Source organism: Synechococcus sp. RedBA-s, assembly GCF_024345495.1.
Taxonomy (GTDB): domain Bacteria; phylum Cyanobacteriota; class Cyanobacteriia; order PCC-6307; family Cyanobiaceae; genus Regnicoccus_A.
This window is the reverse complement of the sequence record NZ_JAGQBF010000017.1, coordinates 1-25,284: the sequence shown is the minus strand read 5'-3', so window position 1 is coordinate 25,284 and position 25,284 is coordinate 1. Positions and strand designations below refer to the sequence as shown.

General features: G+C 65.5%; 25 protein-coding genes. 7 read left to right on the top strand and 18 right to left on the bottom strand.

Annotation, left to right across the window (positions count from 1 at the left end; all coding sequences use genetic code 11):
* Nucleotides 1-3: 3 nt before the first annotated feature.
* From KBY67_RS08630 to KBY67_RS08610, 5 genes are all read right to left on the bottom strand, one after another.
* Nucleotides 4-123, bottom strand: a complete 120-nt coding sequence (locus KBY67_RS08630; RefSeq protein ID WP_006173008.1) for a photosystem II reaction center protein L — start codon at nucleotides 121-123, stop codon at nucleotides 4-6.
* A gap of 8 nt (nucleotides 124-131) precedes the next feature.
* On the bottom strand, nucleotides 132-266 hold the full coding sequence (gene psbF / locus KBY67_RS08625; RefSeq protein ID WP_006173009.1) for a cytochrome b559 subunit beta: 135 nt from the start codon (nucleotides 264-266) through the stop codon (nucleotides 132-134).
* Between the two features lie 3 nt (nucleotides 267-269).
* Nucleotides 270-518: a cytochrome b559 subunit alpha gene (gene psbE, locus KBY67_RS08620; RefSeq protein WP_006173010.1), complete on the bottom strand. Its 249-nt coding sequence runs from the start codon at nucleotides 516-518 to the stop codon at nucleotides 270-272.
* A gap of 87 nt (nucleotides 519-605) precedes the next feature.
* On the bottom strand, nucleotides 606-1,601 hold the full coding sequence (locus tag KBY67_RS08615) for a photosynthesis system II assembly factor Ycf48 (protein ID WP_255110667.1): 996 nt from the start codon (nucleotides 1,599-1,601) through the stop codon (nucleotides 606-608).
* A 5-nt stretch (nucleotides 1,602-1,606) separates the two neighbouring features.
* Nucleotides 1,607-2,002 (bottom strand): rubredoxin, encoded by a 396-nt coding sequence (locus KBY67_RS08610; protein WP_255110628.1) that lies wholly within the window; start codon nucleotides 2,000-2,002, stop codon nucleotides 1,607-1,609.
* Between the two features lie 88 nt (nucleotides 2,003-2,090).
* Between KBY67_RS08610 and KBY67_RS08605 the strand changes: the two genes are divergently transcribed.
* The 3 genes from KBY67_RS08605 to KBY67_RS08595 are packed head-to-tail and all read left to right on the top strand — an operon-like array spanning nucleotide 2,091 to nucleotide 3,775.
* Entirely contained in the window at nucleotides 2,091-2,453 is a 363-nt protein-coding gene (locus KBY67_RS08605; protein ID WP_255110627.1) for an NAD(P)H-quinone oxidoreductase subunit 3, read from the top strand.
* A 34-nt stretch (nucleotides 2,454-2,487) separates the two neighbouring features.
* Nucleotides 2,488-3,249, top strand: a complete 762-nt coding sequence (gene nuoB / locus KBY67_RS08600; protein ID WP_255110626.1) for an NADH-quinone oxidoreductase subunit NuoB — start codon at nucleotides 2,488-2,490, stop codon at nucleotides 3,247-3,249.
* A complete protein-coding gene (locus KBY67_RS08595) occupies nucleotides 3,242-3,775 on the top strand; it encodes an NAD(P)H-quinone oxidoreductase subunit J (protein WP_255110625.1) in 534 nt (177 codons plus the stop codon). The genes nuoB and KBY67_RS08595 overlap by 8 nt, the downstream gene beginning before the upstream one ends.
* Before the next feature lie 22 nt (nucleotides 3,776-3,797).
* Here the strand turns inward: KBY67_RS08595 and yvcK are convergent, their stop codons facing one another.
* Nucleotides 3,798-5,189, bottom strand: coding sequence for a gluconeogenesis factor YvcK family protein (yvcK, locus tag KBY67_RS08590; RefSeq protein WP_255110666.1), 1,392 nt, complete (start codon nucleotides 5,187-5,189; stop codon nucleotides 3,798-3,800).
* A gap of 126 nt (nucleotides 5,190-5,315) precedes the next feature.
* On the opposite strand from yvcK, the gene KBY67_RS08585 reads away from it, so the two are divergent.
* Together KBY67_RS08585 and KBY67_RS08580 are read left to right on the top strand one after the other, a co-directional pair.
* Nucleotides 5,316-6,131 (top strand): ABC transporter ATP-binding protein, encoded by an 816-nt coding sequence (locus KBY67_RS08585; RefSeq protein ID WP_255110624.1) that lies wholly within the window; start codon nucleotides 5,316-5,318, stop codon nucleotides 6,129-6,131.
* A 6-nt stretch (nucleotides 6,132-6,137) separates the two neighbouring features.
* On the top strand, nucleotides 6,138-7,094 hold the full coding sequence (locus KBY67_RS08580; RefSeq protein WP_255110623.1) for an MlaD family protein: 957 nt from the start codon (nucleotides 6,138-6,140) through the stop codon (nucleotides 7,092-7,094).
* Here KBY67_RS08580 and bchD read toward each other — a convergent pair.
* Genes bchD through KBY67_RS08560 form a run of 4 tightly spaced genes read right to left on the bottom strand, consistent with a single transcriptional unit; the run spans nucleotide 7,081 to nucleotide 11,359 of the window.
* Nucleotides 7,081-9,213, bottom strand: a complete 2,133-nt coding sequence (gene bchD, locus KBY67_RS08575; RefSeq protein WP_255110622.1) for a magnesium chelatase ATPase subunit D — start codon at nucleotides 9,211-9,213, stop codon at nucleotides 7,081-7,083. The genes KBY67_RS08580 and bchD overlap by 14 nt on opposite strands.
* Before the next feature lie 57 nt (nucleotides 9,214-9,270).
* Nucleotides 9,271-9,600, bottom strand: coding sequence for a hypothetical protein (locus KBY67_RS08570; protein ID WP_255110621.1), 330 nt, complete (start codon nucleotides 9,598-9,600; stop codon nucleotides 9,271-9,273).
* Nucleotides 9,601-9,623: 23 nt separating this feature from the next.
* On the bottom strand, nucleotides 9,624-10,409 hold the full coding sequence (locus KBY67_RS08565) for a fatty acid desaturase (RefSeq protein WP_255110620.1): 786 nt from the start codon (nucleotides 10,407-10,409) through the stop codon (nucleotides 9,624-9,626).
* On the bottom strand, nucleotides 10,406-11,359 hold the full coding sequence (locus KBY67_RS08560) for an orange carotenoid-binding protein (protein ID WP_255110619.1): 954 nt from the start codon (nucleotides 11,357-11,359) through the stop codon (nucleotides 10,406-10,408). Before KBY67_RS08560 ends, KBY67_RS08565 begins: the two co-directional genes overlap by 4 nt.
* A 175-nt stretch (nucleotides 11,360-11,534) precedes the next feature.
* Between KBY67_RS08560 and KBY67_RS08555 the strand changes: the two genes are divergently transcribed.
* Nucleotides 11,535-11,957, top strand: a complete 423-nt coding sequence (locus KBY67_RS08555; RefSeq protein WP_255110618.1) for a YccF domain-containing protein — start codon at nucleotides 11,535-11,537, stop codon at nucleotides 11,955-11,957.
* Here KBY67_RS08555 and KBY67_RS08550 read toward each other — a convergent pair.
* The 3 genes from KBY67_RS08550 to KBY67_RS08540 all read right to left on the bottom strand — a co-directional run bounded on the left by KBY67_RS08550 (nucleotide 11,890) and on the right by KBY67_RS08540 (nucleotide 13,549).
* The gene (locus KBY67_RS08550) at nucleotides 11,890-12,501 is read right to left on the bottom strand and encodes a hypothetical protein (RefSeq protein WP_255110617.1); all 612 of its coding nucleotides are present in this window, start codon (nucleotides 12,499-12,501) and stop codon (nucleotides 11,890-11,892) included. The genes KBY67_RS08555 and KBY67_RS08550 overlap by 68 nt on opposite strands.
* Complete coding sequence (locus tag KBY67_RS08545; RefSeq protein WP_255110616.1) at nucleotides 12,498-13,118, bottom strand: PCC domain-containing protein; 621 nt, start codon at nucleotides 13,116-13,118, stop codon at nucleotides 12,498-12,500. Before KBY67_RS08545 ends, KBY67_RS08550 begins: the two co-directional genes overlap by 4 nt.
* Before the next feature lie 173 nt (nucleotides 13,119-13,291).
* Nucleotides 13,292-13,549 carry a hypothetical protein gene (locus KBY67_RS08540; RefSeq protein ID WP_255110615.1) on the bottom strand — a complete coding sequence of 86 codons (258 nt, stop codon included), beginning with the start codon at nucleotides 13,547-13,549 and terminating at the stop codon, nucleotides 13,292-13,294.
* Nucleotides 13,550-13,641: 92 nt separating this feature from the next.
* On the opposite strand from KBY67_RS08540, the gene KBY67_RS08535 reads away from it, so the two are divergent.
* Nucleotides 13,642-14,469 (top strand): hypothetical protein, encoded by an 828-nt coding sequence (locus tag KBY67_RS08535; protein ID WP_255110614.1) that lies wholly within the window; start codon nucleotides 13,642-13,644, stop codon nucleotides 14,467-14,469.
* Between the two features lie 15 nt (nucleotides 14,470-14,484).
* Here the strand turns inward: KBY67_RS08535 and KBY67_RS08530 are convergent, their stop codons facing one another.
* The 5 genes from KBY67_RS08530 to KBY67_RS08510 form a co-directional block, all read right to left on the bottom strand.
* Entirely contained in the window at nucleotides 14,485-15,564 is a 1,080-nt protein-coding gene (locus tag KBY67_RS08530) for a type III polyketide synthase (RefSeq protein ID WP_255110613.1), read from the bottom strand.
* Nucleotides 15,555-16,691, bottom strand: coding sequence for an FAD-dependent oxidoreductase (locus KBY67_RS08525; protein ID WP_255110612.1), 1,137 nt, complete (start codon nucleotides 16,689-16,691; stop codon nucleotides 15,555-15,557). Before KBY67_RS08525 ends, KBY67_RS08530 begins: the two co-directional genes overlap by 10 nt.
* Nucleotides 16,684-17,424 (bottom strand): methyltransferase domain-containing protein, encoded by a 741-nt coding sequence (locus KBY67_RS08520; RefSeq protein ID WP_255110611.1) that lies wholly within the window; start codon nucleotides 17,422-17,424, stop codon nucleotides 16,684-16,686. The genes KBY67_RS08525 and KBY67_RS08520 overlap by 8 nt, the downstream gene beginning before the upstream one ends.
* Before the next feature lie 295 nt (nucleotides 17,425-17,719).
* Entirely contained in the window at nucleotides 17,720-23,074 is a 5,355-nt protein-coding gene (locus KBY67_RS08515; protein WP_255110610.1) for an AAA family ATPase, read from the bottom strand.
* Between the two features lie 100 nt (nucleotides 23,075-23,174).
* Nucleotides 23,175-25,284, bottom strand: a 2,110-nt coding sequence (locus tag KBY67_RS08510; protein ID WP_255110609.1) for a carotenoid oxygenase family protein, incomplete at its 5' end; no start/stop codon positions are given.

The window sequence follows — 25,284 nt, the reverse complement described above, 5'->3', positions numbered from 1 at the left end:
CGATCAGTTGAAGAAATAGCTGGTGAACAGCACACCGATGACGAACACGAACAGCAGGCCCAGATAAAGGCTGGTGCGGTTCAGTTCGACCGGAAGGTTGTTCGGGTTGGGATTGCGCTGCATGGCGGAATTCAGCGACGGACGAACTGCATGGCCGCCAGGGCACCCAGGAAAAAGACCGTGGGGATCCCCAGCGCATGCAACGACAACCACCGGACCGTGAAGATCGGATAGTTGCGGGGCGTGGTGCTCGGTGACTGGGTCATGGCTTACTGCAAGCGCAGGTCGAGCTGGCTCTTGCCTTCGTAGCGCTTGCTCACCACGGGTGCCTTGGCTTCCTGGGCCTGGAAGTAGGCATCGGGGCGAGGCGTACCGAAGGCGTCGTAAGCCAGACCGGTGGAGACGAACAAGAAGCCCGCCAAGAAAATCGCCGGCAAGGTGACGGCGTGGATCACCCAGTAACGGATGCTCGTAATAATCTCGAAGAACGGACGTTCTCCGGTGGAGCCGGCAGCCATAGCAGCGGGCAATTCAGCTCGTTGATCTTAGGCCTTGGCGGTGGGGCGGAGCGGGCGCTCCGCCTGGTTGGTTACACAGGGATGCAGTCAGCCCACCCAGCGCAGCAGGTTGCCCCGCTCCCCCAGCAGGAAGCCCTTGCCATCGCCGTTGAAGACGATCCGGGTGAAGTTGGTGGGCTGGGAGCCCGCCAGGGGATCCCGCTTCCAGCTGGAGCCTCCGTCTTCGCTCACCAGCAGGGTGCCGCTGCCGCCGCCGGCCCAGATCGCGCCGTTGGGATCCCAGGCCATGTCGAGGTAGCCGTAGCCGTTGGTGATCGGGATCACCGGCTTGCTCCAGGCCTCCACATCGGCGGCATCGGCGTTGAAGCGCAGCTGGGCGCCGCGAGTGACCATCCAGAGGTTGCCGTCGGGCTGGAAGCCCATGCTCTGCAGCCGTTGGCTGCTGATGCGCTGGTGGGGCTCCCAGGTGGCCTGGCCCGGTCCCCAGGTGGCGAAGAAGTTGCCCAGGCTCGAGACGCTCACGTAGCGGCCATCGGCGGCGCGGCGCAGGTCGCGCACGGCGCCGGCGGCATCGCTCACCTCGGCCTGCCAGCTGCCGCCACCATCACTGGTGCGGTAGATGGCGCCCACGGTGGTGGCCAGCTCAGCCTTGCCCTTCTCCAGGGCCGTGATCAGGTAAGGATCACCGGGCAGCTTGGTGTCGAGCAGCAGGCGCTCCCAGTTCTGGCCCCCGTCGGTGCTGTGCAGCAGTAGGCCCGGCTGGCCGGCGATCCAGCCCTCCTTGCCGCTGAAGTCGATGCTGAGCAGGCGGAAGTTTTCGTCTTCCGGCAGAGCGAGGGCGCGGGCCTCCCAGCTGACGCCTCCATCCTCGGTTTCGAGGATCAGACGGTTGCTGCCCACCAAGAATCCGTGCCTGTCGTCGGTGAAGGCCAGGTCGAGGGGATTGGAGCGGGTCTCGAGGGCGACGGGCTGCCAGGGGCTGCTGGCTGCCAGGGGTAGGCCGGTGGTGACGCAGCCGCCGAGGCCGAAGGCCAGGCCCACGGCCAGCACCAGGCCGAGCAGGGAAGGGAACAGGCGTTTCACAGGACTCAACGGAGGGAATACAGAGAGAGGAAGAAGGCGAAGGCCAGGGCGAAGCCCCCGAAGATCAGCACGTTCTTCTGGCCGGGAGTGAGCTTGTTCACGCCGAGGCCGAAGTTGAGGTTCTCCTCGAAGCCACTGGGCTTGTTGCGCGGGCCAATGTCACGGAAGGCGCCGACGCGGCTGCGGCAGACCGGGCAGCGAAAGCCGATCGGATCCAGCTCCGTGAACGGAACCCCCGGGGCGATGGCCAGTTTGCGGATGCCCTCTTCGGGGTCGTAGACGAAGCCGCAGCTGCGGCACTCGTAGCGGTGGGTGTCGGGATCGCTCTCCGCCACAGCTGTTGTTGCCACCGCGGAGGCCTCGGCAGCTTGTTCGTCGTTGCCGTCGTGCCCGTTGGCCATGGCGCTGGTCCCACTGCCGTCAGATCGGACTCTATCCAGGCGATCTCTGCCCGCGGATGCCAGACTGCGCCGCAGGTTGGGCCCGTTCATGTTCGTGCTTCCCGGCTACGACGCCTTTCTGGGATTTCTGCTGATCGCAGCGGCTGTTCCTGTGCTGGCTCTGGTCACCAACAAGCTGGTGGCACCCAAATCGAGGGCTGGCGAGCGCCGCCTCACCTACGAATCGGGGATGGAGCCGATCGGGGGCGCCTGGATCCAGTTCAACATTCGTTATTACATGTTCGCTCTGGTCTTCGTCATCTTCGACGTCGAGACCGTCTTCCTTTATCCCTGGGCCGTGGCGTTCCATCGCCTGGGCCTGCTGGCCTTCATCGAAGCCCTCATCTTCATCTCGATTCTCGTGGTGGCCCTCGCCTACGCCTGGCGCAAGGGTGCCCTCGAGTGGAGCTGAACCCCAGCCATCCGGACCCCCGACCAGCCGAACGATGACCCTCACACCGACCAGCCCCGGCAGCAGCGAGGCCCCCTCGATCGAGGCCCTGCGCGATCTGCGCGCCTCCACCTGCAACCCAGTGGGCGCCCCCACGGTCACCTCGGATCTCTCCGAGAACGTGATCCTCACCAGCCTCGATGACCTGCACAACTGGGCGCGGCTCAGCAGCCTCTGGCCCCTGCTCTACGGCACGGCCTGCTGTTTCATCGAGTTCGCGGCCCTGCTGGGCTCCCGCTTCGACTTCGACCGTTTCGGCCTGGTGCCCCGCTCCAGCCCGCGCCAGGCGGATCTGCTGATCACCGCCGGCACCGTGACGATGAAGATGGCGCCGGCTCTGGTGCGGCTCTATGAGCAGATGCCCGAGCCCAAGTACGTGATCGCCATGGGCGCCTGCACGATCACCGGCGGCATGTTCTCCGCCGACTCCACCACCGCCGTGCGCGGCGTCGACAAGCTGATCCCGGTGGACCTCTACATCCCCGGTTGCCCGCCTCGGCCCGAAGCCATTTTTGATGCGGTGATCAAGCTGCGCAAGAAGGTGGGTAACGAGGCCCTGGCTGAACGCGGCAACCTGCTGCCCACCCACCGCTACCTCACGATTGAGCACGCCATGAAGGCGGTGGAGCCGATCGTGACCGGCGCCTATCTGCGGGCGGAGTCCCAGAAGGCCGCCTTTGCCGCCGGTGCCGGCCTGCCCCTGGCCACCCCCGAACCCGAAGCCCTCGAAGCCACCCGCGTCTCCAGCGATGCCTGATCCCACCACCGAGCTCAGCCCCGCCCCGATCGGCGCCGTCAGCCAGTGGCTGACAAGCCAGGGCTTCGACCACCAGCCCTTGCCCGCCGACCACCTCGGGGTCGAGATCATCGGCGTGGAGCCGTTGTTCCTGCCGGTGGTGGCGGCGGCCCTCAAGGCTTCGGGCTTCGACTATCTGCAGTGCCAGGGCGGCTACGATGAAGGCCCGGGCGGGCGTCTGGTCAGCTTTTATCACCTGGTCAAGCTGGCGGCGGCGCTGGAGCAGGGCCCATCCCCCTCGAAGCCCCCTGAAGAAGTGCGCCTGAAGGTGTTCCTGGAGCGCACCAGCGCCCTCACCATCCCTACCCTCTACGGCCTCTTCCGTGGTGCCGACTGGCAGGAGCGCGAAACCTTCGACATGTTCGGCATCATCTATTCAGGCCACCCCCATCCCAAGCGCCTGCTGATGCCCGAAGACTGGAAGGGCTATCCCCTGCGCAAGGACTACGTCCAGCCGGATTTCTACGAGATGCAGGACGCCTACTGAGCTGGGCACCATTCAGCCTTGCTCACTGAGCTTTGCTGCTGAGCCAGTCGAGATCGGGGCTGGATTTCTGGCCCTTGGATTTGCGGTAGAAGCGCATCACGGCGTGGGCGAGGCCGCGGGAATCGTGACGGAGGGTGTCGTTAGGCCGTGAGCCCTGCAGGGGGGCGAGGGTCACGTCGTAGCCGGCCGCCCGCAGCTGCCGTTGGTCGCAGAGCACCGGTTCCGCTCCCCGGGCGCGGTAGTGCTCCAGCAGGGCGAGGTCCTGGAGCGGTTCCTGGGCGAGCACCGCCGGAAACAGCCGCCTGTGCACCCCGAGGCTGGCCAGCTGGGCTTCGATCGCCCTCAGGTGCCCGCCCACATCCAGCCGGTCGGTTTCTCCGGGCTGAGTCATCAGGTTGCAGATGTAGAGCTTCGGCGCCTTGGAGAGGATGATCGCCTTCACCAGCTCAGGCACCAGCAGGTTGGGGAGCAGTGAGGTGTAGAGGCTGCCGGGCCCGAGGATGATCAGCTCGGCATTGGCGATGGCCTCGATCGCCCGGGGCAGGGCCGGCGGTCGCTCGGGGATGCAGCCCAGGCGCACGATCGGGCTGGTGGAGTGGCCGATCTTCGATTCGCCCTCGATGCGCTCGCCGTTTGCCAGCTCCGCCCAGAGGCGCACGTCGGCGTTGGTGGCCGGCACCACCTGGCCCTGCACCGCCAGCACCCGGCTGCTGGCGGTGATCGCCGACTCCAGGCTGCCGGTGATGGCCGTGAGCGCCGAGATGAAGAGGTTGCCGAAGCTGTGGCCCTCCAGCCCATTGCCCGCCTTGAAGCGGTACTGGAACAGGCGGGTGAGCAGCGGTTCCTCCCGGGCCAGGGCCGCCAGACAGTTGCGGATGTCGCCCGGCGGCTGCACCCCCAGCTCGCGGCGGAGCACACCGCTGCTGCCGCCGTCATCAGCAACGGTGACGATGGCTGTGATGTTGCTGCTATAGCGCTTGATGCCGCTGAGCAGGGTGGAGAGGCCGGTGCCACCGCCGATCGCCACGATGTTCGGGCCACGGTTGAGCCGCCGCTGGGCCAGCAGGGCATCCACCAGCACCGTGTCCTTCTCGGGTGCCAGGGCCTGCTGGATCGAGTCGAAGCTGCGGCTCTGGCCCCAGATCACCAGGGCTCCCCCCGCGATCAGCACCAGCGGACCGGTGAAGCCCCGCGGCAGCACCCGCGCCACGTTGGTGATCAGCCAGGTGAGCGACTCCAGCATCCAGTAGATGGGCTTGAGATCGGCCAAGATGGCGGCTCCCAGCAGCGCCAGCACCAGCCCGAGGCCCGATGTGAGCACCCAGCGCTTCACCACCAGCCCTGGTTGCAGCCAGCGCACGGCCCGCTTCGAGCGGCTCACCAGGTCCTGCTGGCGCAGGTCGCCGCGGCCCATCCAGCCGGGACGCTTGACCTGCCGGCGCGGGCGACGGGGGGGCTTGGAGGGGCGCTGGGAGGTCAAGCCGTTGGGGCGTTTCGCCAAAGCACAGAGCAACTGGAACTGTACGGAGGAAATGCCGGGATGAACCGATCCCCTGCCCACGCACCCGCCGACGGTCCTGACGCGCCCGTACTGGAGCTCGATGGCGTGGGCATGCGCTGGGGCAACAACCGGGTGCTCGATGGCCTCAGCCTCAGCCTGGGGCGGGGGGAGAGGCTGGCGGTGGTGGGCCCCTCGGGCACGGGCAAATCGACGGTGCTGCGCATCCTCGCCGGCCTGCTGCTGCCGACGGCGGGGGAGCTGCGGCTGCACGGCGCCCCCCAGCGCTATCTGCGGCTCGACCAGCTGCGTCCGCCGGATGTGCGCCTGGTGTTTCAGAACCCGGCCCTGCTGGGTTCGCTGACCGTGCGCGAAAACGTGGGTTTTCTGCTCTACCGCCACAGCAAGCTGCGGGAGTCCGAGATCCGCTACCGGGTCGGCCGGGCCCTGGAGGCCGTGGGGCTCTCGGGCATCGAGGAGCGGCTGCCCGGCGAGCTCAGCGGCGGCATGCAGAAACGGGTGAGCTTCGCCCGCGCCCTGATCGAGGACCCTGGCCAGCCGGCCGGGCAGCATCCGATCCTGCTGTTCGATGAACCCACGGCCGGGCTTGATCCGGTGGCCTGCACCCGCATCGAGGACCTGATCGTGACCACCACCCAGGTGGCGGCGGGCTGCTCGGTGGTGGTCAGCCATGTGATGAGCACAATCGTGCGATCAGCCGAGCAGGTGGCGATGCTTTACGAGGGGCATTTGCAGTGGCTGGGTTCCGTGCAGGACTTCGGCCACACCGAGAATCCCTATGTGGTCCAGTTTCGAACCGGTAGCCTGAGCGGACCGATGCAACCGGCGGAGATCTAGAGCCCCATGCGTCGCAGTGTGCGAGAGGCCATCGTTGGATTTTCGCTGCTGGCGGCCGTGGTGGGAGGAGCGGGTTTCTGGTTCTGGCTCCGGGGCATCTCCCTCAGCCAGAACAACTGGATGCTGAAGGTGAGCTTCCAGGATGCCGCCGGCCTGGCGGATCGATCAGCGGTGATCTTCCGCGGCGTGCAGGTGGGCAGCGTGCGCAAGATCAGGACCACCTCCGCGGCGGTGCTGGCCGAACTGGAGATCAGCGACCCCACCCTGCGCCTGGCGCGCCCCACCCTGGCCCAGGTGCAGACCGGCTCTCTGCTGGGCGGTGATGCCCAGGTGTCGCTGATCAGCACCGGCAATCCCCTGCCAGAGGATGGCCCCTTGCCGCGGGCCAAGGACTGCGACAACACGGTGATGGTCTGCGCCGGCAGTGAGCTCAAGGGCGTCACCGCCGCCAGCCTCAACAGCGTGACCGAGCTGATGCAGCGCCTGCTGGCCCAGGTGGACGAGAAGCAGATCGTGGAGGAGATGGCCCGCACCACCCGCAGCTTCGATGCCACCTCCAAGGAGGCCACCCAGTTTCTTCAGCGGGCCCAGGTGCTGGTGGCCGAGCTGAAGCGCTCGGTGGGCAAGGCCGATCCCATCCTGGCCAACCTCAATGTCGCCACGGCCGAAGCGGCGGCGGCCAGCCGCCATGTGCGCAATGTCACGGCCGCGCTCGACAACCCCAAGACCCTGGCCCAGCTCAAGACCACCGTGGGCAACGCCGAGCGGCTCACAGCCCGCATTGATGCCGTCGGTGGGGATGTGAACAAGCTCACCAGCGATGCCGTGTTCATGGACGGCGTGCGCAGCGTGGCCGTCGGCCTTGGCCAGCTCTTTGATGAGCTCTACCCTGCCCAGACGGGCCTGGCCAAGGACAAGGCCGACGCCGAGGCGAAGAAGGCGGCGGCGCCTAAGCCCCGTTGAGGGCGTCGAGGGCGATGGCGGCGATCGCCTGATCACTGGCCTTGGGCAGCTGCACGTACTTGCCGCCGGCCGCCTGGGCCAGGTCCTTGCCCATGCCGCTGCCGATGAACTTGCGCTCGGTGTCGATCACCAGCAGCTTGATGCCCAGGGCCCGGTAGCGGCCGGCCACCTGGATCACCTCCTCCTTGAGGTCGACGGGCTCGTCGCCCTCCAGTTGCGGCTGGCCCAGGGAGCGGGAGAGGGGCACGTTGCCGCGGCCATCGGTGATCGCCACCACCACCACCTGGCCGAGATCGCCGGTGGCCAGGGCGTTGGCGGCCACGCGGGCTGCCTGGGTGAGGCCGTGGGCCAGGGGGGAGCCGCCGCCGCAGGGCATCTGCTCCAGCCGGCGGCGGGCGGCGGTGATCGAGCGGGTGGGGGGGAGAAGCACCTCGGCCTGCTCGCCGCGGAAGGGGATCAGGGCGACTTCGTCGCGGTTCTCGTAGGCCTCGGTGAGCAGGCGGATCACGGCCCCCTTGGCGCTCTGCATGCGGTTGAGGGCCATCGAGCCGCTGGCATCCACCAGGAAGATCACCAGGGAGCCGGCCTTGCGCTGCAGCTGCTTGGCCCGCAGGTCGCCCTCCTCCACAATCACGGTGCGGTGGGGTTCGCGGGCGCGGCGCGCTTTCTGATAGGGGGCGGCGGCCCGCAGGGTGGCGTCCACGGCGATGCGGCGCACGGGGCCGCGGGGCAGCATCGGCTTGACGTAACGGCCGCGGGTGTCGGAGAGCACCACCGAGCGCTTGCCGCTGCCGCCGCTGCGGGATTTGGCGGCGGCGAAGAGCAGCAGGTCGGGATCGATGGCGATCGCCTCAGGATCGAGCAGAAACTCCTCGGGCACCTGGGGCGGGGCCTGGTCTTCGGGGTTGTCGTCTTCGTTGTCGTCTTCGGCGTCGGGCTCGTCGCTGTCGGGCTCCGGTGGTTCCTGCTCGGGCGGCTCGGGGCTCTCCGGCTCGGGCGGCTGCTCCCCCTGGGGCGGTGGCGGCGGCGGTGGTGGCTCCAGCGGTTGCTCGGGATCGGGCGGCGGCAGCTGCAGCGCCCGCGGGGCGATCACCAGGCGCACGGCCACCTGCAGGTCGTCGGCATCCACGGCATCGCGGCCGCTGAGGGCGGCATGGGCCCGCGCCACCCGTACGGCGTAGAGCTCGGAGCGGTGGCCCTCAACGCCGCCGCGCAGGGCCTCCTGCACCAGGTAGACGATCTGCTCGCGGGCGATCGTCACATCGGGCAGCCACTGGCGGGCCAGCAGCAGCTGGGTGGCGAGGGCGTCGGTTTCCTCCTGCCAGCGGGCGCGGAAGCCTTCGCTGGAGCTGCCGTGGTCGAGGGCGGAGTTGGTGATTGCCACCCGCTGCTCGATCTCCAGCAGCTGGTTGGCCGAGAGGGCGATGGCGAAGCGATCGAGCAGGTGGTCGCGCACCGCCCCCTCTTCGGGGTTGTAGGTGGCGATCAGCAGGGTGCGGCAGGGGTGGGAGAGGCTGAGCCCTTCGCGCTCGATCCTGTTTTCTCCTGAGCCCACCGCCGCCAGCAGCAGGTTGGTGATGCCGTCGTCGAGCAGGTTGAGCTCATCGACGTAGAGCACGCCCCGGTGGGCTTCGGCCAGCAGGCCGGGCTGGAACACCGGCGCACCGGCGGCGAGGGAGGCGGTCACATCCACCGAGCCCACCAGCCGGTCTTCGGTGACACCGAGGGGCACCTGGATGAAGGGGGCGGGAATTACCGCGGTGGGCAGCAGCGCCGTGGGGTCGGCTCCGGTGGGATCACCGCCCAGTTGGGTGATGCGGCTGTGAATGGTGGCGTCCCAGTCGTCGGGCCGCTGGGGATCGACGTTGAGGCGGCGGCAGGCCTCACCGAGCGCCAGCACATCGATCGGCGGCAGCAGGGCATGCAGGCCCCGGGCCAGCACCGATTTGCCGGTGCCGCGGCCGCCGGCGATCACGACGCCGCCCAGGCCCGGATCCACGGCCGCCAGCAGCAGGGCCAGCTTGAGGGTGCCGTGGCCGGTGATGGCCGCCAAGGGGAAAGAGCTGGTGCCCGCCGCTCTGGCACCCGCTGGGGAGGATGCAGACCCGCTGACGACCATGGGGGCGGATGCCTGGAAAGTGGAGAGGGTCAGTTTGGCTGATGGGCCGCCTGGGCCCTAGAAGCGCGACATCGCCTTGATCTTGGAGAGTTTGTCGGCGTCAAGGCCGTCCAGTTCCTGGAGTTCCAGCAGGTTGTCTTTCACCAGGCTGGCGAACACGAAAAGGATGCCATCGAGGCGGAAATCGAAGCGCCCTTCCATGACGTGGCGCTGGGTGCTGAGATAATCGTGCAGGCGCCAGAGGGCCTCGGCTGTACTGATGGAATCGGCCTCGCTCCGCACGGTGCCGATCACCGACTGAACGGCACGGCCGTAGGCGCAACTGAAGGCCGCTTCCGCGATGGCCTGTTCGCTGTCGCTCCAGGTGATCAGTGCCGACTCAACCATGATGTCTTCTTTGATACAGGACTTTATCGCGGCAGGACCAGCGGCGCGAGCTGCATGGATTGCGCGGAGAAGGATGGGCGATACCGGCGCATCCCAGGCAGCTGGAACCAGGCGCTGGTGGGGAACTCGTGGTGCTCCCAGTGATAGCCGAAATGGAAACAGGCCAACAGGGAAAGCCATACCGGTAACTCCAGGCTGCGGGCCTGGTGGTGATGGCTCTGGCCTTCTCCCTGGCGGTGGGGCAGGTAGGTCCCGAAGACGAACAACTGCAGGGAACTGATCAGCAGCGGCAGGGTGCAGACCAGCAGCACCGACACCGGAGCCATGGCACCGGAGGGTGCGGCCATCAGGGCGAGCAGGGTCCAGCCCCCCAGCAGGCGCAGCATCTGGCCGATGGAGAGATAGCTGGCCATGAAGTGGATGTACCAGCGCAGCACACCACCGCCCTGAAGGGGCTGGTGGTCGGGATCGCGGACGCTGCCCGGAGCCTGGTGGTGGCGCAGGTGGTTGATGCGGCAGGCGCCGTAGGGAAGGCCGGCATAGAGCCAGAGGGCCCACTGGCCCAGCTGGTGGTTGATCCGGGGCTGGCCGGGCAGCAGTAGGCCGTGCATGGCGTCGTGGCCGACGATGAAGAGTCCGGTGTGAAGCACCGAGCGGATCACCACGGCCAGCAGCAGGAGCGGCAGGGGCAGATGGGCCGGATCAGCCTGGAGCAGGAGCACCAGGCTGACCATCCAGGCCAGCAGGAGGCCACCGGCCAGCAGCAGGCCCTTGCCGGTGGCAGGGGCCGTGGCTGTGGCGAGGCTCAACGGGCGAACTTGAGCAGCTCGGCGGGCGAGGCCAGGAGATCGATGGCCACGAAGTAGATCTTGCCGTCGGGATTGAGCAGGAAGCGCCAGGCCACATTCATGCCCACGCCGGCACCGAACCAGGGGGTCTGAACCTTGCCGGTGACCTTGATCTGGGTGAATTCGCCGTCGGCAGGCTCGGCAATGCCCGATTCAGGCAGAAGCTTCAGATTCTGGCAATCTTCGCGGAAGAAACGCAGGATGGCTTCTTTGCCCACGATCGGCTTCTGGAAGGGAGGCTGCAGCGCCCCATCCGGCAGGAACAGTTCAATCAGATTGTCGAAATCGTTGGCGTTGAGCTGATCCATGTAGGCGCTCACCGTGGCGTTGTCGATACCGGCGATCGACACCTTCTGGCGTTGGGACTCAGGGGTGGGAGTCACCACGGGCTCCATGACGCGCTGGGCCTCGCCCTTGGCGGGGTCGTAGCCCATGTCGACCACGAAGTTGCGCAGCAGGGTGATCTGCTGGCCCTGCTCGACGCTCTTGAGGGAGCTGAGCACGGAGGAGGCGTTAGCCGAGAGCTGGTAGCCCTGGGGTATCGGAGCCACGATGCCGGCGGCCATCCACTCGCCCAGCTGGTACCAGAAGCCAAGCTTGATGTTCACCGACCAACCGGAGTAGGTGCGGCCGATCGTTGTGTCGGTGCTGTTGGCCAGATCGCACATCACCTGGCTCTGCTGGGCAAAGCTCATGCCTTTGAGCTCGTTGAGCACCCATTCGGCGAACTGCATACGGGCCGCGCCTGGGGCTGCAATGGTGATGGTCTTGCCCATCTCGAGGTAGGCGTACCAGATCAGTGCCAGCTGGTCCTCGGCGCTGAGCAGCTTGTAGCGGGCCGTGATGGCGGGCACGACATCCGCTGAAAGGGTGTCGGGGAAGATCTGGGTGGCTTTTTCGAGCGTGAACATATGCGGTTGATCCTTTTTGTTAAGGAGGTTTGCGGATTCTAATCGACAGGCGCGGAAGCTGGTAAGAATTCCCGCTTGGTGCCTGCTCGCTTCTGGCTGGTCGGGCCCCTGGCCAGGGTTGATTGGCCAAGCAAAGCCTGCCAACCAAGTTTCGGATCTACGCCAGACTGGAGAAATGCTGCGCTTTGTTCTTAACGTCCTCTGGTTCGTACTCGGGGGCTTCCTGATGGGCCTGGGCTGGTGGCTGGCCGGTCTGGTGGCCGCGATCACGATTGTGGGTCTGCCCTGGGCGCGGGCTTGCTTCGTGATCGGCAATTTCTCCTTCTGGCCGTTCGGGCAGGAGGCGATCAGCCGCCGTGAGCTCACCGGCCGCAACGACTTCGGCACCGGCCCCCTGGGGCTGGTGGGCAACGTGATCTGGTTCCTGCTGGCGGGCTGGTGGCTGGCAATCGGCCACCTCACCTCGGCCTTGGCCTGCTTCGTGACGATCATCGGCATCCCCTTCGGGATCCAGCACGTCAAGTTGGCACTCATTGCCCTGGCGCCCATAGGCCTGAAGGTGGTTCCCACGGGAAGCCTGCCCCGCTCTCTGAGCTGAAGCGACAGCGCAGCAGCGCCAAGGCCTCATCGGGCAGCCCCAGGAAACGGTCGAGCCAGGCCTCGCCGCTGGGCTCGATCGTGGCCACCCCCACCAGCTGGGCCGTGCCATCGGCGCCCAGGGGCTGGCCGCAGCACCGGTGCCGTTGGCTGCGCACCTCGCCTGTCACCAGCTCGGTGGACACCAACAGCGGTGGTGCCCTGTAGAGCGAGCCCACGGCAAAGACAAAGTGCGCCTGGAAGCTCAGGGCCAGGGAGCCGCTGGCGGGATCGACAACGCCCTCCAGCCGCTGGGGCTCGATGCTGATGCTCAGTCCCGGTGGTAGGGGTACTCCCAGCAGGCGGGTGCTACGCCAGTCCAGCGGCGGGATCTGCAGCTCCTGGGGTGGGAATTGCAGCGGCCAGGTGCCGTCGCTGGAGGCTGGCCCCAGCCGGGCGCTGCCGCCGCCGCCGCGGGCGTCGTAGCGGAACCGGGGGTAGCCGGCGATGGTCAGGCCGCAACCCGCCAGGGTGCTCAGCTGCAGTGCGGCCTCCGGAGCGCTCATCCCTGGCGCAGGGCTTCCAGTTCGCCGCGACCGTGGCACTGGGCCAGTTCGTCGTAGCCGCCGATCAGTTCCCCATCAACGAACACCTGGGGTACGGGCCCCTCGGCGGCGGGCTCGATCAGCCGGTGGGGAATGCCCAGGGTGCGCAGCATGCGCAGGGCGCGCCGGGAGAAGGGGCAACCGGAGCGCACGGCGATCGTCACCCGGGGCTCACTGGGTTCAGCAGGTTCACTGAGATCAGCGGGTTCACTGAGCTCACCGGCGCTGGGCTGGGCCGTTGCCAATGGCGACGTGTCGATCAGCCCCACCAGCAGATCGGCGCCTTTGAGCACCCGCGAGCCCGGCTCGAGGTGGCCGCCCCAGACGCGGCAGTCGCCATCGGAGAGGCTGAGGTGCAGGTGGACGCCCTCGGGGGAGATGGTGCCCTGCAGGGTGATGATTTCGAGCTCACCGCGCAGCACGGTGGGGCCGATCTTGCCGGGGCACTGGAAGGCCGCCTGGGCCAGGTTGCCCACCACGCCGAGCACGAAACCTGAGGCGTTCTGCTCCTGCGCCAGCTGCTCCAGCGACCGGCGCAGGTCGCTGCCGGGCTCGAGGTGGAGCGGCAGGGAACGCATGGCAGCTGGAACCAGGGGGCGCGGCAAGGTTAGGAGGGTGGCAGCGGACCAGTTTCTGGGCTGAGCTGGAGCCCCAGCTCCCGCAGACGGCGGTTCGAGAGTTTGCGGGGAGGCGTCGGCTCAGCGGCAGGGCCGGCGGGTGCCCCCTCGGCGCCGGCGCCGTTGGCGCCCTCTCAGATCACCGGCGCAAGGCCGGCGGCGTGGCAGCAGCGGTCGATCAGCTCGCGCACGCTGATCGGTTCGTCGTCCACCAGGTTGATCAGTCCATCGAAGCCCTGCTCCACCGGCCAGGCCAGGGCCTCCCTGAGCTGATCGGGGTCGGCGGCATCCAGCAGTTGCACCGCATCGGCCAGGGGGGCCAGCTCCGCGAGCCTCTCGCCGCGGGTGGTGGTGACCCGCAGCCAGTGCCGAGCCCACATAGCCGCCGCCAACGATCGTGATCCTCATCAGGACTGAGCTGGCAGGCGAAAAGCTAGGGCGCCTTCAGCAGAGTGACGCCATCCCCAGCGCCTCTCCTGTTGCCATGACCGGCCACGACCGCCAGTGGGACCTCAACCGGCTCAACTTCGAGGGCCGCTGGTGTGGCACGAGCCGCTGGTATGAGCGCGATGCCGACGGACTGCTCGATCTCAGCAGCCCCGTTGCGGTGATTGAGGACACCTGTTATGCCATCAGCTTTTCTGATCCCGACACCGGGCTGTGGGACGGCAGCGGTCTGCGCTTCGTGCCGGACGGTCGCCGCCGGCTGCCCCTCGCCCGTGCCACCTACAACAGCGGCGGTCAGTGCTGGCAGTTCCGCGGCGCCGCCGGCCAGTCGAGCCTGGTGCTGGACAGCCGGCAGCCCCGCTTCGGCCATGAAGTGAACCTGTTCCGGGGCCGCTCCCGCTCGATGCTGGTGCTGCTTTATGCCCCGGCGACGGACCTCAGCTGGCGGCTGCAGAGCCTGGGGGTGGTGCCCTTCCGCTGCAGCCTGGCGGCCGAGCCGGATCCAGCGCGCCCCGCGGCCAGCGACTGGCGGGCCCTGCTGGCGGAGCAGGAGGGCTGGCCCGGTGAGCTGGAGCGCCTGGAGCCCCAGCGCTGGCCTGCCGCTGATCCAGAGCCGCAGCCGTGCGACCCCTTCCGCAGCCGCCAGTTCAGTGGCAATGGGATCAGCGTCGATCCCAGCGCCTGCATCACCGCCGGTTTTGCCGATGGCCTGATTTGCTCGCTGCCGGAGGTTCTGCCGCAGGGGGCCTTCGCGCTGCAGGTGGGCTGCCGCCTCGATGCCGATCACTTCCAGCAGGTGAGCTTCCACTACGACAGCCAGCAGCGGCTGACGGCCTGGGAGCTGCGGCGCTTCCGCAGGCCCTGAGCCGGAAGCCCCCGTTCAGCCCAGCAGGCTGGCCTCGACGCTGAGGCCGGGCCCGAAGGCCAGGGCCACCCAGGGGCGCGGAGCGGCTGTGCGGCGCAGGCGCTCGAGGATGAACAGGATCGTGGCCGACGACATGTTGCCGAACTGGCGCAGCACGGCCGCCGAGGGCTCCACCTGGCTGGGGCTCAGCTCAGCGGCGGCGGCCACGGCCGTGAGGATGCGTGGCCCGCCGGGGTGCAGGGCCCAGGATCCGATCGAGGCAACGCTCTGGCCACGGGCGCTGAGCCAGCGCTCCAGCCAGGGCCGCAGGTGGGCGGCAATGGTGTCGGGCACCCGGGAGGAGAGGGTCATCTCGAAGCCGTGGTCGGTGATGGTCCACGACATCAGATCGCTGCTGCCGGGGATGAGCGTGGAGCCGGAGCCCAGCACCCGCAGGGGGGAGGCGTCTGTGGCAGGACCGCCGGCCACCAGGGCGCCGGCGCCGTCGGCGAAGAGGGAGTTGGCCACCACCTTCTCAGGATCCCAGCCGTAGTGCATGTGCAGGCTGCAGAGTTCCACCGAGCAGAGCAGGACGCAGGCGCTCGGATCGGCTTCGACGAAGGCCCGCGCCACCCGCAGGCCGTTGAGGCTGCCGTGGCAGCCCATGAAGCCCACATGGGTGCGCTCCACATCAGGGTTCAGGGGCAGCTGGCCCATCAAGGCGAGATCGAAACCCGGCGCCTGGAAGCCCGTGCAGCTCACCGTCACCAGGTGGGTGATCCGCTCCGGGCCCAGGCCCGCGTCGGCCAGGGCGAGGCGGGCCACCTCCAGCGCCAGGGGTGCGGCATGGGTCTCAAAGCGCCGGATCCGCTCGCCCGTGGAGGGGCTGCTGCCTCCATAAAAGGGCAGGCGGCCCTCAATGCCGTCTCCGTGCTCGGCTGCTTCCAGCAGCACGCTGTGGCGCACGTTCACACCGGAGCGCCGCTGGATGCGTGCCAGCAGGGCGCCCCGCTCCGGCGTGGAGGCGGAGATGCGCTGGGCCATGGCCGCCGATTCCGCCTGGCTGATCTGGTGGCGGGGAACTGCGGTGCCGATGCCGAGGATGGTCATGGGCATGGCATCAGGCTCTGCGGCAGGGAGGGGAGGCGCTCTGCGGCCCAGAACAGGCCCCGGGCGCTGGCGGGATGGCGCAGGGCCAGGGCCAGGCTGCGGCAGAGCAGCTGACGGCGGCCGATCCGCTGGCGGTGGGTGTGGATCCAGCGGCGTTCGAGCGCCGGCTGCCAGGGGCCGACCCCCGCCAGCGCCAGCGGCGTGACGGCGGCGGCGGCGGCCAGGGCCCAGCCCATGCCTTCCCCCGTGAAGGGCTCCACATAGCCGGCGGCATCCCCGAGCACCAGGAAGCGATTGCCGGCCAGGGGAGTGCTGCGGCGGCTGAGGGCGGCCGTGCTCTGCCAATCGGCGGCGGCCAGCTGGGGCAGGGCGGGGAAGCCGGCCTCCGCCAGCACCTGAGCGGCGGCGGCGGCGGCGCTGCCGGTCTCCTGCAAGAGGGCGCGATCAAAGGCGGCGGCCAGGTTGAGGCTGCCGTCTTCCACCCGCACCAGCCCCACATAGCCCCGGCGGCCCACCGCCATGTGGATGCTGCCCTCCTCCCAGTGCTGATGCGCCTGCTGGTCGGCCGCCGCCAGCACACAGCCGGCCCCCAGGCGCGAGCGGGGGTTGATGTGGGTGTGAGCGCCGGGCTCGTGCTCCAGGCAGCGGTGGGCCAGCCCCGCCGCCACCAGCACCACGGCCGCCTGCACCTGCTGCTGCCGCCGCCCCTGACGCAGGTGGACGCAGCGGGCGTGGCTGCTGGCTGCACCCAGCTGCGCCGTGGTTTCAGGGCGGAACACGGCACCGGCGCCGATGGCGGCCTCCACCAGGGCCTGATCGAAGCGGTGGCGGGAGACGGCCCAGCCCGGTGGCAGGGCGCAGCTGGCCTGGCGACCGCCCAGGCCCAGGCGCAGCCGCCGCAGTCGCAGCCCGCCGAGGCTCTCGAGCAGATGACCCTGACCCACGGAGGCCAGTGCCGCCTGGGCCTGGCCGTTGAAACAGGCACCGCACACCTTCCAGCGCGGGAAGGAGCGCTTCTCCACCAGCAGCACCCGCAGGCCGCGGCGGGCCAGATCAAGGCTGGCGAGGGCGCCGGCAGGACCGGCTCCGATCACCACCACGTCAAAGGAGTCTTCGGGGATGGTCTCAGCCACGGCACCAGCTCAACAGGTAACGCTCCGGCCAGCAGCGCTGGAGCCTGGCGCCCTGCAGCCCGGCCCGCTCGGTCATGGCGGCCACCTCGGCGAGCTGGAAGGCCCCCTGAACCGAGAGCGGTCCATCGGTGTGGACCACCCAGGAGCGGCTGAGCAGCCGGGTGCCGGCCCAGGCCAGCCCGTAGCCCAGGGGACTGCGGATCAGGTCGTTCACGAGCACCAGCTGGTGGGCCCGCCTGGTCATCAGGGCCAGCAGCAGCTCGGCGTCGGCGTTGTCGAGGTGGTGCAGGAACAGGGAGGTGAGCACCACGTCGTAGCCGTCGGGGGCGGCGCCATCCGGGCCCGACGGCAGCGGATCGACGAGGGCATCGGCCCTGAAGAAGCGCACATCGGCGCCGCGGCGCTCGGCATTGGCGCGGGCGATCGCCACGGCGCTGGAGCTGATATCGCAGCCTTCGAGGATCAACGGGATGGCGCTGCGCCGGGCCATCAGGGTCAGGTCGATGGCGGTGTCACCGCCGCCGCAGGCCAGATCCAGCACCCGCAGGGGGGTGCCCTGGTGGCGGGCCGCCAGCTGGCGGATCGGCGCGAACAGGCTGGCGGAGCAGCGGCTGAGGGCATTGATGCGACGTAGCCCGGCCAGGGCCAGGGCGTGCTCGCCGGGGTCGAGGCCCGGCTGATCCATCACTTCAGCCAGTCGCTCCCGGCGACTCAGGGATTTCAGACTCGGCATGGCTTCATCATCCCCGCCGCCGCCGTGAAGCGGGTGTGCCCAGGCTGATGGGACCAAGACCGAGCCATCACAGTGACCCTGGTCGGAAGGCGGGTTCTGCGGCCGGGGCCACCTCGAGCATCAACCCGCAGGAGAAGGTGGCCTACCGGCGCCTTGTGGAGGGTCTCGGTCTTGGGGAGGCTCAGAATGGACTACGAGGCTTGCTCTCGCGTCACTTCGGCTTTCTGGTGCCCTGAGCGCGACTCCGGCCGGCGGAAATGGCCCCCGCTCCCATCGGCTGACCTTGGCGAAAAACTCATGTTGCCGATCTGGGACGGATGGCCGTGTGGCCTGAGCAGCGGGTGTAGTAGTGCTGGGCAGCACGATCGTGCGGATTGAGCTCCAAAACAGCCAGGAAGAGATTCCCGGCCTCGAACCACTGTTCCGCGCCGTAGAGGTTCACGGCCCGATTGAACAGCTCCCGGGTGGCACCTTTCAGTTGCTTCTGGCTGGGATAATCCGTTTCATACACATCGAAGATGCCGATCTTCGAGGAAGTTCCCCGCACCGACAGGGGACCCAGAAAACGGCTCTGGAACTGGTGTGGATCCGTGAGGTCGTTGAAGGTGGCCGAGGTGATGGCGATGGGGGTGCCGTAGATTTTTGTGAGGCCTTCCACGCGATCGGCAACATTCACAACATCTGAGATCACCGTGCTTTCCATGCGCTCGTTCTCACCCACCACCCCCAGCATCAGGTCACCGGTGTGAATGCCGATGCCGATCTTGATCGGCTGAAGGCCTTTCATCTCTTCTTGGAAATTATAGGCCTCGACAGCTTTCTGTAGGCTGATCGCCGCATTGACTGCATCATCTGCGCCCTGGGGAAAGAGTGCCATTACGGCATCGCCAATAAATTTGTCAATGAATCCATTGTGTTGGCGGATCACTGGACCAACGTGGCTCAGATACCGATTGAGGAAGTCGAAGCTCTCTTTGGGTGTCAGTTTTTCCGAGAGGGAGGAGAAGTTGCGGATGTCGGCAAACATCACGCTCATCCGCTTGAGCACCTGGTCCCCGAGGCTCACGTCAAGGATGGTGTCTCGATCCAGAAACTCGAGAAACTCATGGGGAATGAATCTGCCATAGGCCCGGTTATAAGCTGCCTGCTCTGAGTAGAGGCCTGCATTCTCCAGGGAGATAGCCAGCTGGGAGCTGAGAATGGCAATGGTTTCCATCCGTTGAGGGTTAAACACATCAGTCGAAAGATTGTTCTCGAGATACACCACGCCCACCAGTTTTCCCTGGCTGATCAGGGGCAGACATAGCAGCGATTTCAACTGCTGCGCACTGATGCAGGGGTCGTGGATGAAGGCTCCATCCTGAGAGGCATTGTTAAGAAGCACATGCTGGCTGGTGGTGAGCACATAGTTGATCACCTGCAGTGGCAGGTTCTGTGCCTCCGCCAGAGGGATGGCTTGGAGAATCTTGACCTCGTTATGATCGCAACGGCCTTCAGCTTCCACGCAAGGCTGGCCCCTGTTTTCGAGAATCAGGGCGACCCGCTGGGCGCCAGCGTTCTCCAGCAGGATATGGACGATCCGGGCCAGAAGCTTTTCCAAAAGAATTTCACTGGACAGCGCCTGGGTGGCCTTGATCACGCTGTTGAAATCCAGATTCTCCGAAGTTGTCGCCATGCCGGCGGGCGGAAGATGGGATCGGGATGGCGCATGGGTGTCCATGGACGGCTCCTGAAAGCGTGAGATCCATGGATATTGTTTCACCATCAGAGAGACTTTGAGAAGGGCTCCCCACTGGAGATAGGCCTGTCGTGCCTCCAATCGATAGGCTCTGGCAATCACATCAAAGCCGCGGTCCTGATAAAAATCGGCAGCTCTCTCATGGGCGATGGCAATGCTGTTCTGCAGGGTCGACTCATTCGCTTGAAGAATCGCCTGTTGGAAGAGCTTTTCAGCTTCGTAGGGTTGGTTCTGGAGGCGTGCTAGCTCCGCTTCGATCAGGGTGGCTTTATGGCGAAAATTCTGTGGACTGTTCCTACCCCATTCCCGCAATTGCCGTCCGTTGCCCCGCAACTGCTGGATCAGCAGTCCCCGCCGGGCAGGATCCGGTTCCACTCCTGCCTTGATAGCCAGGCAAAGCGAGAGGTGAAAGCAGGTTTCGGTGACACGGATCAGCCCGGCGGCCGACTCCCTGCTCTGGTGGGCGGCCTCCGCCATCCTGAGAGCAGTGTCAAAGTCGTCGGCGAGAAAGTACAGCAGTGTTTTACAGACGTAGTACCAGTTCAGACAGCCCAACAGCTCAGGGCGGCTGGCGAGGTCGGCGAAGCGGGAGGCTTCATCGAAGTCGTCGTCGCTGAGATCGGTAGCAGCCTTTGTTTTTCCCTGGAGTGCACGACAGGTTTGTCTTGTGATGAAATGGAAGTGAGGCGTATACTGCTCACCGACGCCAAGAGCGAATGTGAGATATTTCTGGCTTTCCGCTTCTGTTTCGTTCACGTTCCTGGCCAGAAACAGCAGCCTCATGCAGGCCACGTTGTTGGCATAGCAGGCCCAGATCAGATCTCCAGCTTCCACACCGGCCTGATGGGCTGATTTCAGATAGGCCAGTGATTCATGTGCTGGTCGAGTCCACGGCTGGATGAAGCCCCCATAGAGGAAGTGTGCCTTGCACTTGAGTGCCTTGCTGTTCAGGATGTCCACAAGCTTCAGGGCGAGCTCGCCGAAGGCCTGACGGCGCTTGTAGTTTCCATGGACTTCTCCAAAGTATCTTCCTAGGCCAAGATAGGCAACAGAGGAGAGTGGCATGGTGCCATGCTGCATGGATGCTGAGGCCATCTTCAGATAGAAGAGTGTGCTCATCTCCATGTCTGTGTAATACAGAACAGGGATCATCTGAGCCATCAGATTCAGGCGAGCCTGCTGGAGGCGGTCCTGGAGAACAGGTTGGTGGATCAGACTTTCAATGCTGGTTTTCCAGAGCAGCATCTGGATCTGTAGAAACTCTCTCCTGATGGCCCACTTCACCTTTCGAGGTGTGCGAGGCATCGTCCAGCCCAGCTGCTGAAGGCCCTCCCGGCCAAGCTTCAATACCGAGGCGAAGTCATAAAGGGTGGTGTCGAGAATGATCTTTATCCCGTAGATCTCGGCGGTATCCACAAGGTTGCCAGAGTGATCAACAAGAATTTGAAATGACTTCTGGGCCGCATCGAACTGTTTGCAGAGATATTGGCACTCCAGCCTTTCCTTATGCAGAGAATAGGCAAGCCTGTAATGCTGTTTCCAGCCGTCAAGGGGAAGCAGTGCCACCCCCTGATCCAGAAAACGGAGGGCGGTGGTATAGGCCACAGATGCCTTCACGTCGGCGGCCGCCTGCAGATTCAGTTCGGCCAGTTGGATGCGTTCTTCCGGGGAGTGGATCAGCGTCACCGCTTCGTTGAGGTGGGTGACCAGCTCAAGCAGTCTGCTGTCCTGATCCGGGTTCGACTTCTGATTGGCCAGCAGCAGATTTCCGATCCTCAGATGGGTCATCGTCCGCTGGCGATCATCTTTTAGTGCTGAATAGGCGGCCTGCTGAATGCGATCGTGCTGGAAGCGATAACCAGCAACGGGTTGTCCCAGTTCTGCATATTCCTGTGCGTCAAGGTACTTAACGATATCGTGGCCACCATCCGTCGGTAGAATCAGACTTTCCGTGATCGCCACATCAAGGTGCACGGCCACGTTCACCGGTTCTACTCCGCTGATCAGGGAGAGGGTGGAGAGGTCAAACTGGTTGCCGATGCAGGCCGCCAGCAATAGGCAGGACCGCTGATCGGGCGTCAGCCTGCCCATCTCCCCCAGCACCAGATCCACCACATCGCCGGGAATCTCAGCCTGGCGGATGCGCTCCAGATCCCAGTCCCAGCCATTGCCATTGAAGTGGATCAGCTCTTTGCTCACCAAGCTGGAGATCAGACGGTTCATGAAAAAGGGATTGCCGTCGGTCTTGCGATGCAGTTGCTCAGCCAGCGCGTGGCAGTCCTGTGGGCGGCCAAGCCGTGTGTCCACCAGGAACCCCGTGACATTGTTCAAGCTCAAGGGCTGCAGTTCCATCTGCGCCACTCTGTAGTCCTGGTGGCGAAGGCCATCCAGCATCAGCCGAAAGGGATGCTCCTGGCTGACTTCAGCATCGCGGAATGCACCGATGACCAGGAGGTGGCGAACCTCCGGGGAATCAAGAATAGCTTTCAGCAACTGCATTGAGGCAGAGTCGGCCCACTGGAGATCGTCGAGGAAGATCACCATCGGATGCTCCGGCTCGGCAAACACTCCGATGAATCTCAGGAAGGTCTGGGTGAAGCGGTTCTGCGCCTCCACGGGTAGCAGAGGTTCCAGGGGGGGCTGGGCAGCGACGATCAGCTCCAGTTCTGGCAGCATTTCTGTGATCACGGCACCATTCCCCCCAAGGGCCGTCGTAAGTTTGTTGCGTAGGGCGCTCAGTTCTGTTCGATCCATGCAGAGCAGTTGTTGCACCAGGGATCGAAAGGCCGTGATCAGGGAGGCATAGGGAACATCTCTTCGCAGTTGATCAAACTTGCCGGATAGAAAATATCCGTGCTGTTCCAGAATCGGCTCCTGGGCTTCCCGGATCAGGACTGATTTGCCGATGCCCGCTGGTCCGCTGACCAGAAGCAGTTGCAGGGGGTCGCTTCCGATGCGACGACAACACCTCAGCAGCTGTTCGCGTTCGGCCTCACGCCCGTAGAGCTTCTGGGGAATCACCAGTCGGCTGGCGGTGTTCTCCCGAGCGAGGGGGAAGGGCTCCACCGTTCTCCGCTTCTGCCATTCCAGCCTGCAGTGCCTGAAATCCTCGATCAGGCCGTGGCAGCTCCGGTAGCGGTCTTCGGCTGATTTACTGAGCAATTTGACAACGATGTCATTGATGCCGACGGGGATCTGGTCGTTGATCTCGATGGGAGGCGCGGGCAGACGGGCGATGTGGCTGTGCAGCAATTCCAGGGCATCCTCTGCCTGGAACGGAGTCTGTCCCGTCAACACGTGGTAGAGGGTGGCGCCCAGGGAGTAGAAATCCGTTCGATGGTCAACCAGGCGATTGATGCGTCCTGTTTGCTCCGGGGAGCGGTAGTTGAGGTTGCCATCGAGGAGAGAGGCCAGGCTGGCCTCCTGACGCTGGGTGGGCAGCCTGATGGCCGAGCCGAAATCGATCAGTCTGGTGAGATCGGTTACCGGATTGACGAGAATGTTTTCCGGTTCAAGGCCGCCGTGAACGATGTTGCATTCATGCAGCTGACGGAGGCACTGACAGATGCTTATGGTGAGATCAAGAAATCTGCCAATATCCTGTTTCAGGATATTGGCAACAGTGCCAAGCTGAACTCCTTGAATATCTTCGATTACTAGGAATGGCAGTCTTCTCTGGTTTTCCAGTCGTAGAATCCTGGCGCTCGGCGACCCCTTGATCGACTTGCAGATTTCATATTCATGCCGGAGGCGAGTGATGCTTCTTGGGCTGGGATAGAGATCTCTTGGCGCTTTGATGATCACTGATGCATCCAGTGATGCATCATGGGCGCGGAACACGATGGATTCTTTGCCCTCGTAGAGTTTCTCCTGAATGTCCAGGCCGTGAAAGGTAAGGTCTGTTGTCGTCATCATCTTGGTGGCCCATGGGCTTGATGGGTCAGGGTCACTGGGTGTGGAGCCATCGTGACGTCTTCAGCTCCAGTGAAGCCATCCTGGCCGCAGTGCTCGATCAGATGTTGGCTTCAGCCTGAGCCTTGTCCCAGGCGGGATAGACCTGCTCCTCAAACAGGGCCTGCACCTCGGCGCCTGCCTTGGCCACAAGATCCTGATAATCATCACGGATCGGGATCCGATAGGTGGCCTCGCGGGGGTTCACCTGAGCCATCCAGCAGGTGTGCACGGTGTACCCCGGCTGGAAGCTGGGATGGGCGAGCTTGCAGAGCGGACCCGCGGCCAGATCGGCGGCATCAAAGATCCAGAGTTCCTTGCTGTGTTCCCCAATCACGGTGCACACCAGATAGCCGTTGACGTCCGGATCGAGATCGGCCTTGTCCTCCCGAGGGATGAACTGAGGGGAATTGGCGACAAGGGTATCGCTCCTGGCGGAAGAGGAATTGCCGAGCGGAAAGTCGTAGGCGTCCGCGATGGTCATGGTGCGTGTATCCCAGCGCATCAGGCTGCTGGGACGCTCCTGATTGGCCTCCGGCGGGTTGAGAATGTCGTCAAGGGGAACCGAGCGATGGGGATACTCCTCGTAGAGGCGATAGATGAATTCAGGCAGAAGATCTCTCCAGAATCCCAGCGACAGAAAGTAGATCGAACCAATTGATCTCGTCTGACCAGAGTTCTGCTCCAGGGCCGGGCAGCTGTAGAGCCCCAGTCCCCAGGTGCGCCGTCGATCCTCCAGCACCTGTCCATGCCTGAGCTGGCCGGTGCTGGCGTCCACCACATAGCGGCCCAGCCGGCCCACATCCATGGCCCCCACCGCAATCATTCCCTCCAGGGAGGTGTTCATCGGCTGGTGGTTCTTCACGGTCTGGTCGTAACTGCGGATCCACTCCGACACATCACTGGCGCATTCGTGGGCCAGATACAGGGTGATGTCGTCGTCGGCCTCGGCCTGATCCACCAGGAAATGGCCGGTCTCCAGCGGGATGGTGAGCTGCCGCACCGTCACGTTCGGGATGTCGTCGCCGATGGAGGGAACCAGATCTTTCTTGGCCACGAAGTACAGGGTGGTGGAGGCGCTCTGGGGCCTGGTCAACAGCAGGCGCAGGATCCGGCTGATCGACGGGCTCCCCGGGATGGGGAAGCCCAGGATCTGCTCCAGGCCAAACTTCAAGGAGGTGTCCATCAGGACCACATGGTGGCGGCTGGCGCCCACCTGGTGCATGGTCTGCTCGATGCGCAAAGGCTGGCCCTGCTGATCCACCAGGGCCCAGCGCTCGAAGGCCCCTTCCCCATCCCAGCGGATCAGGTGCACGAAATCAGCCACGCCGGTGATTCGGCTCAGCAGCCCCTGCACCGGTTTGAGCAGAGCTCCCAGCAGGCGAGCGATCGGTGCCCATGGTCCAGGAGCGGGTCCCGGCCTGGAGAACCAGGAGGCGATCACCTCCAGGGCCCGCTCGATCTCGGCGGGAATTTCGCTCAGGTTGTAGAGGCAGGGGATCGTGGTGAGGAAGTTCACCATTGAGCGGCCGTAGTTCACCGTGTAGAGCGTCCTCTCCACCGGATCGAACACCGGATGGGCGGTGCTCAACACAGCTTCAAACGGCATGTTCAGCTCAATGCCGGGGCGCCATTCCCGGTTGCGGCCCACCGGAGTGATCAGCTTGAGGCTGTGGGGGTCGAGCTCGAACGGACGGCCGCCATCAAAGGTGATCAGCAGTCTTGGGGTGGCCTGCCGATCCACCGGCATCGGAATCAGGGCAGTGTTGGCCAGGTTGCGCATTCCCAGGGAGAGGGAGAAGCGGGCCATGCCGAAATCGTGGAAGCGCAGCTTCTCATGGGGCGATCCGGGGACAGTGGCGGTGTCGGCGTAGAAACAGGGGGTCTTGGCCAGGCGGGTGGTGAGGCGCACTCGGCCCGGCTGGTCGAAATCGAAGCGGAACACCAGTCCGTTGCCATTCCACACATGGGCCCCGCTCGGGTTGGGCAGCCCGTTGGAGGTGACCGAACCGACCGGCGCCACCATGAAAAGGTGACCAGCCAGATCCGGTGGCAGCGTTCCCGTCACCACCTGCAGGTCCAGATCGCTCACCTCGGCCGCACTGGCCCGCATCATCGAAGCGGGAAAAGTTGCCCAGGGACGTGAAGCACCGGGGGGGTCGGGCTGGGGC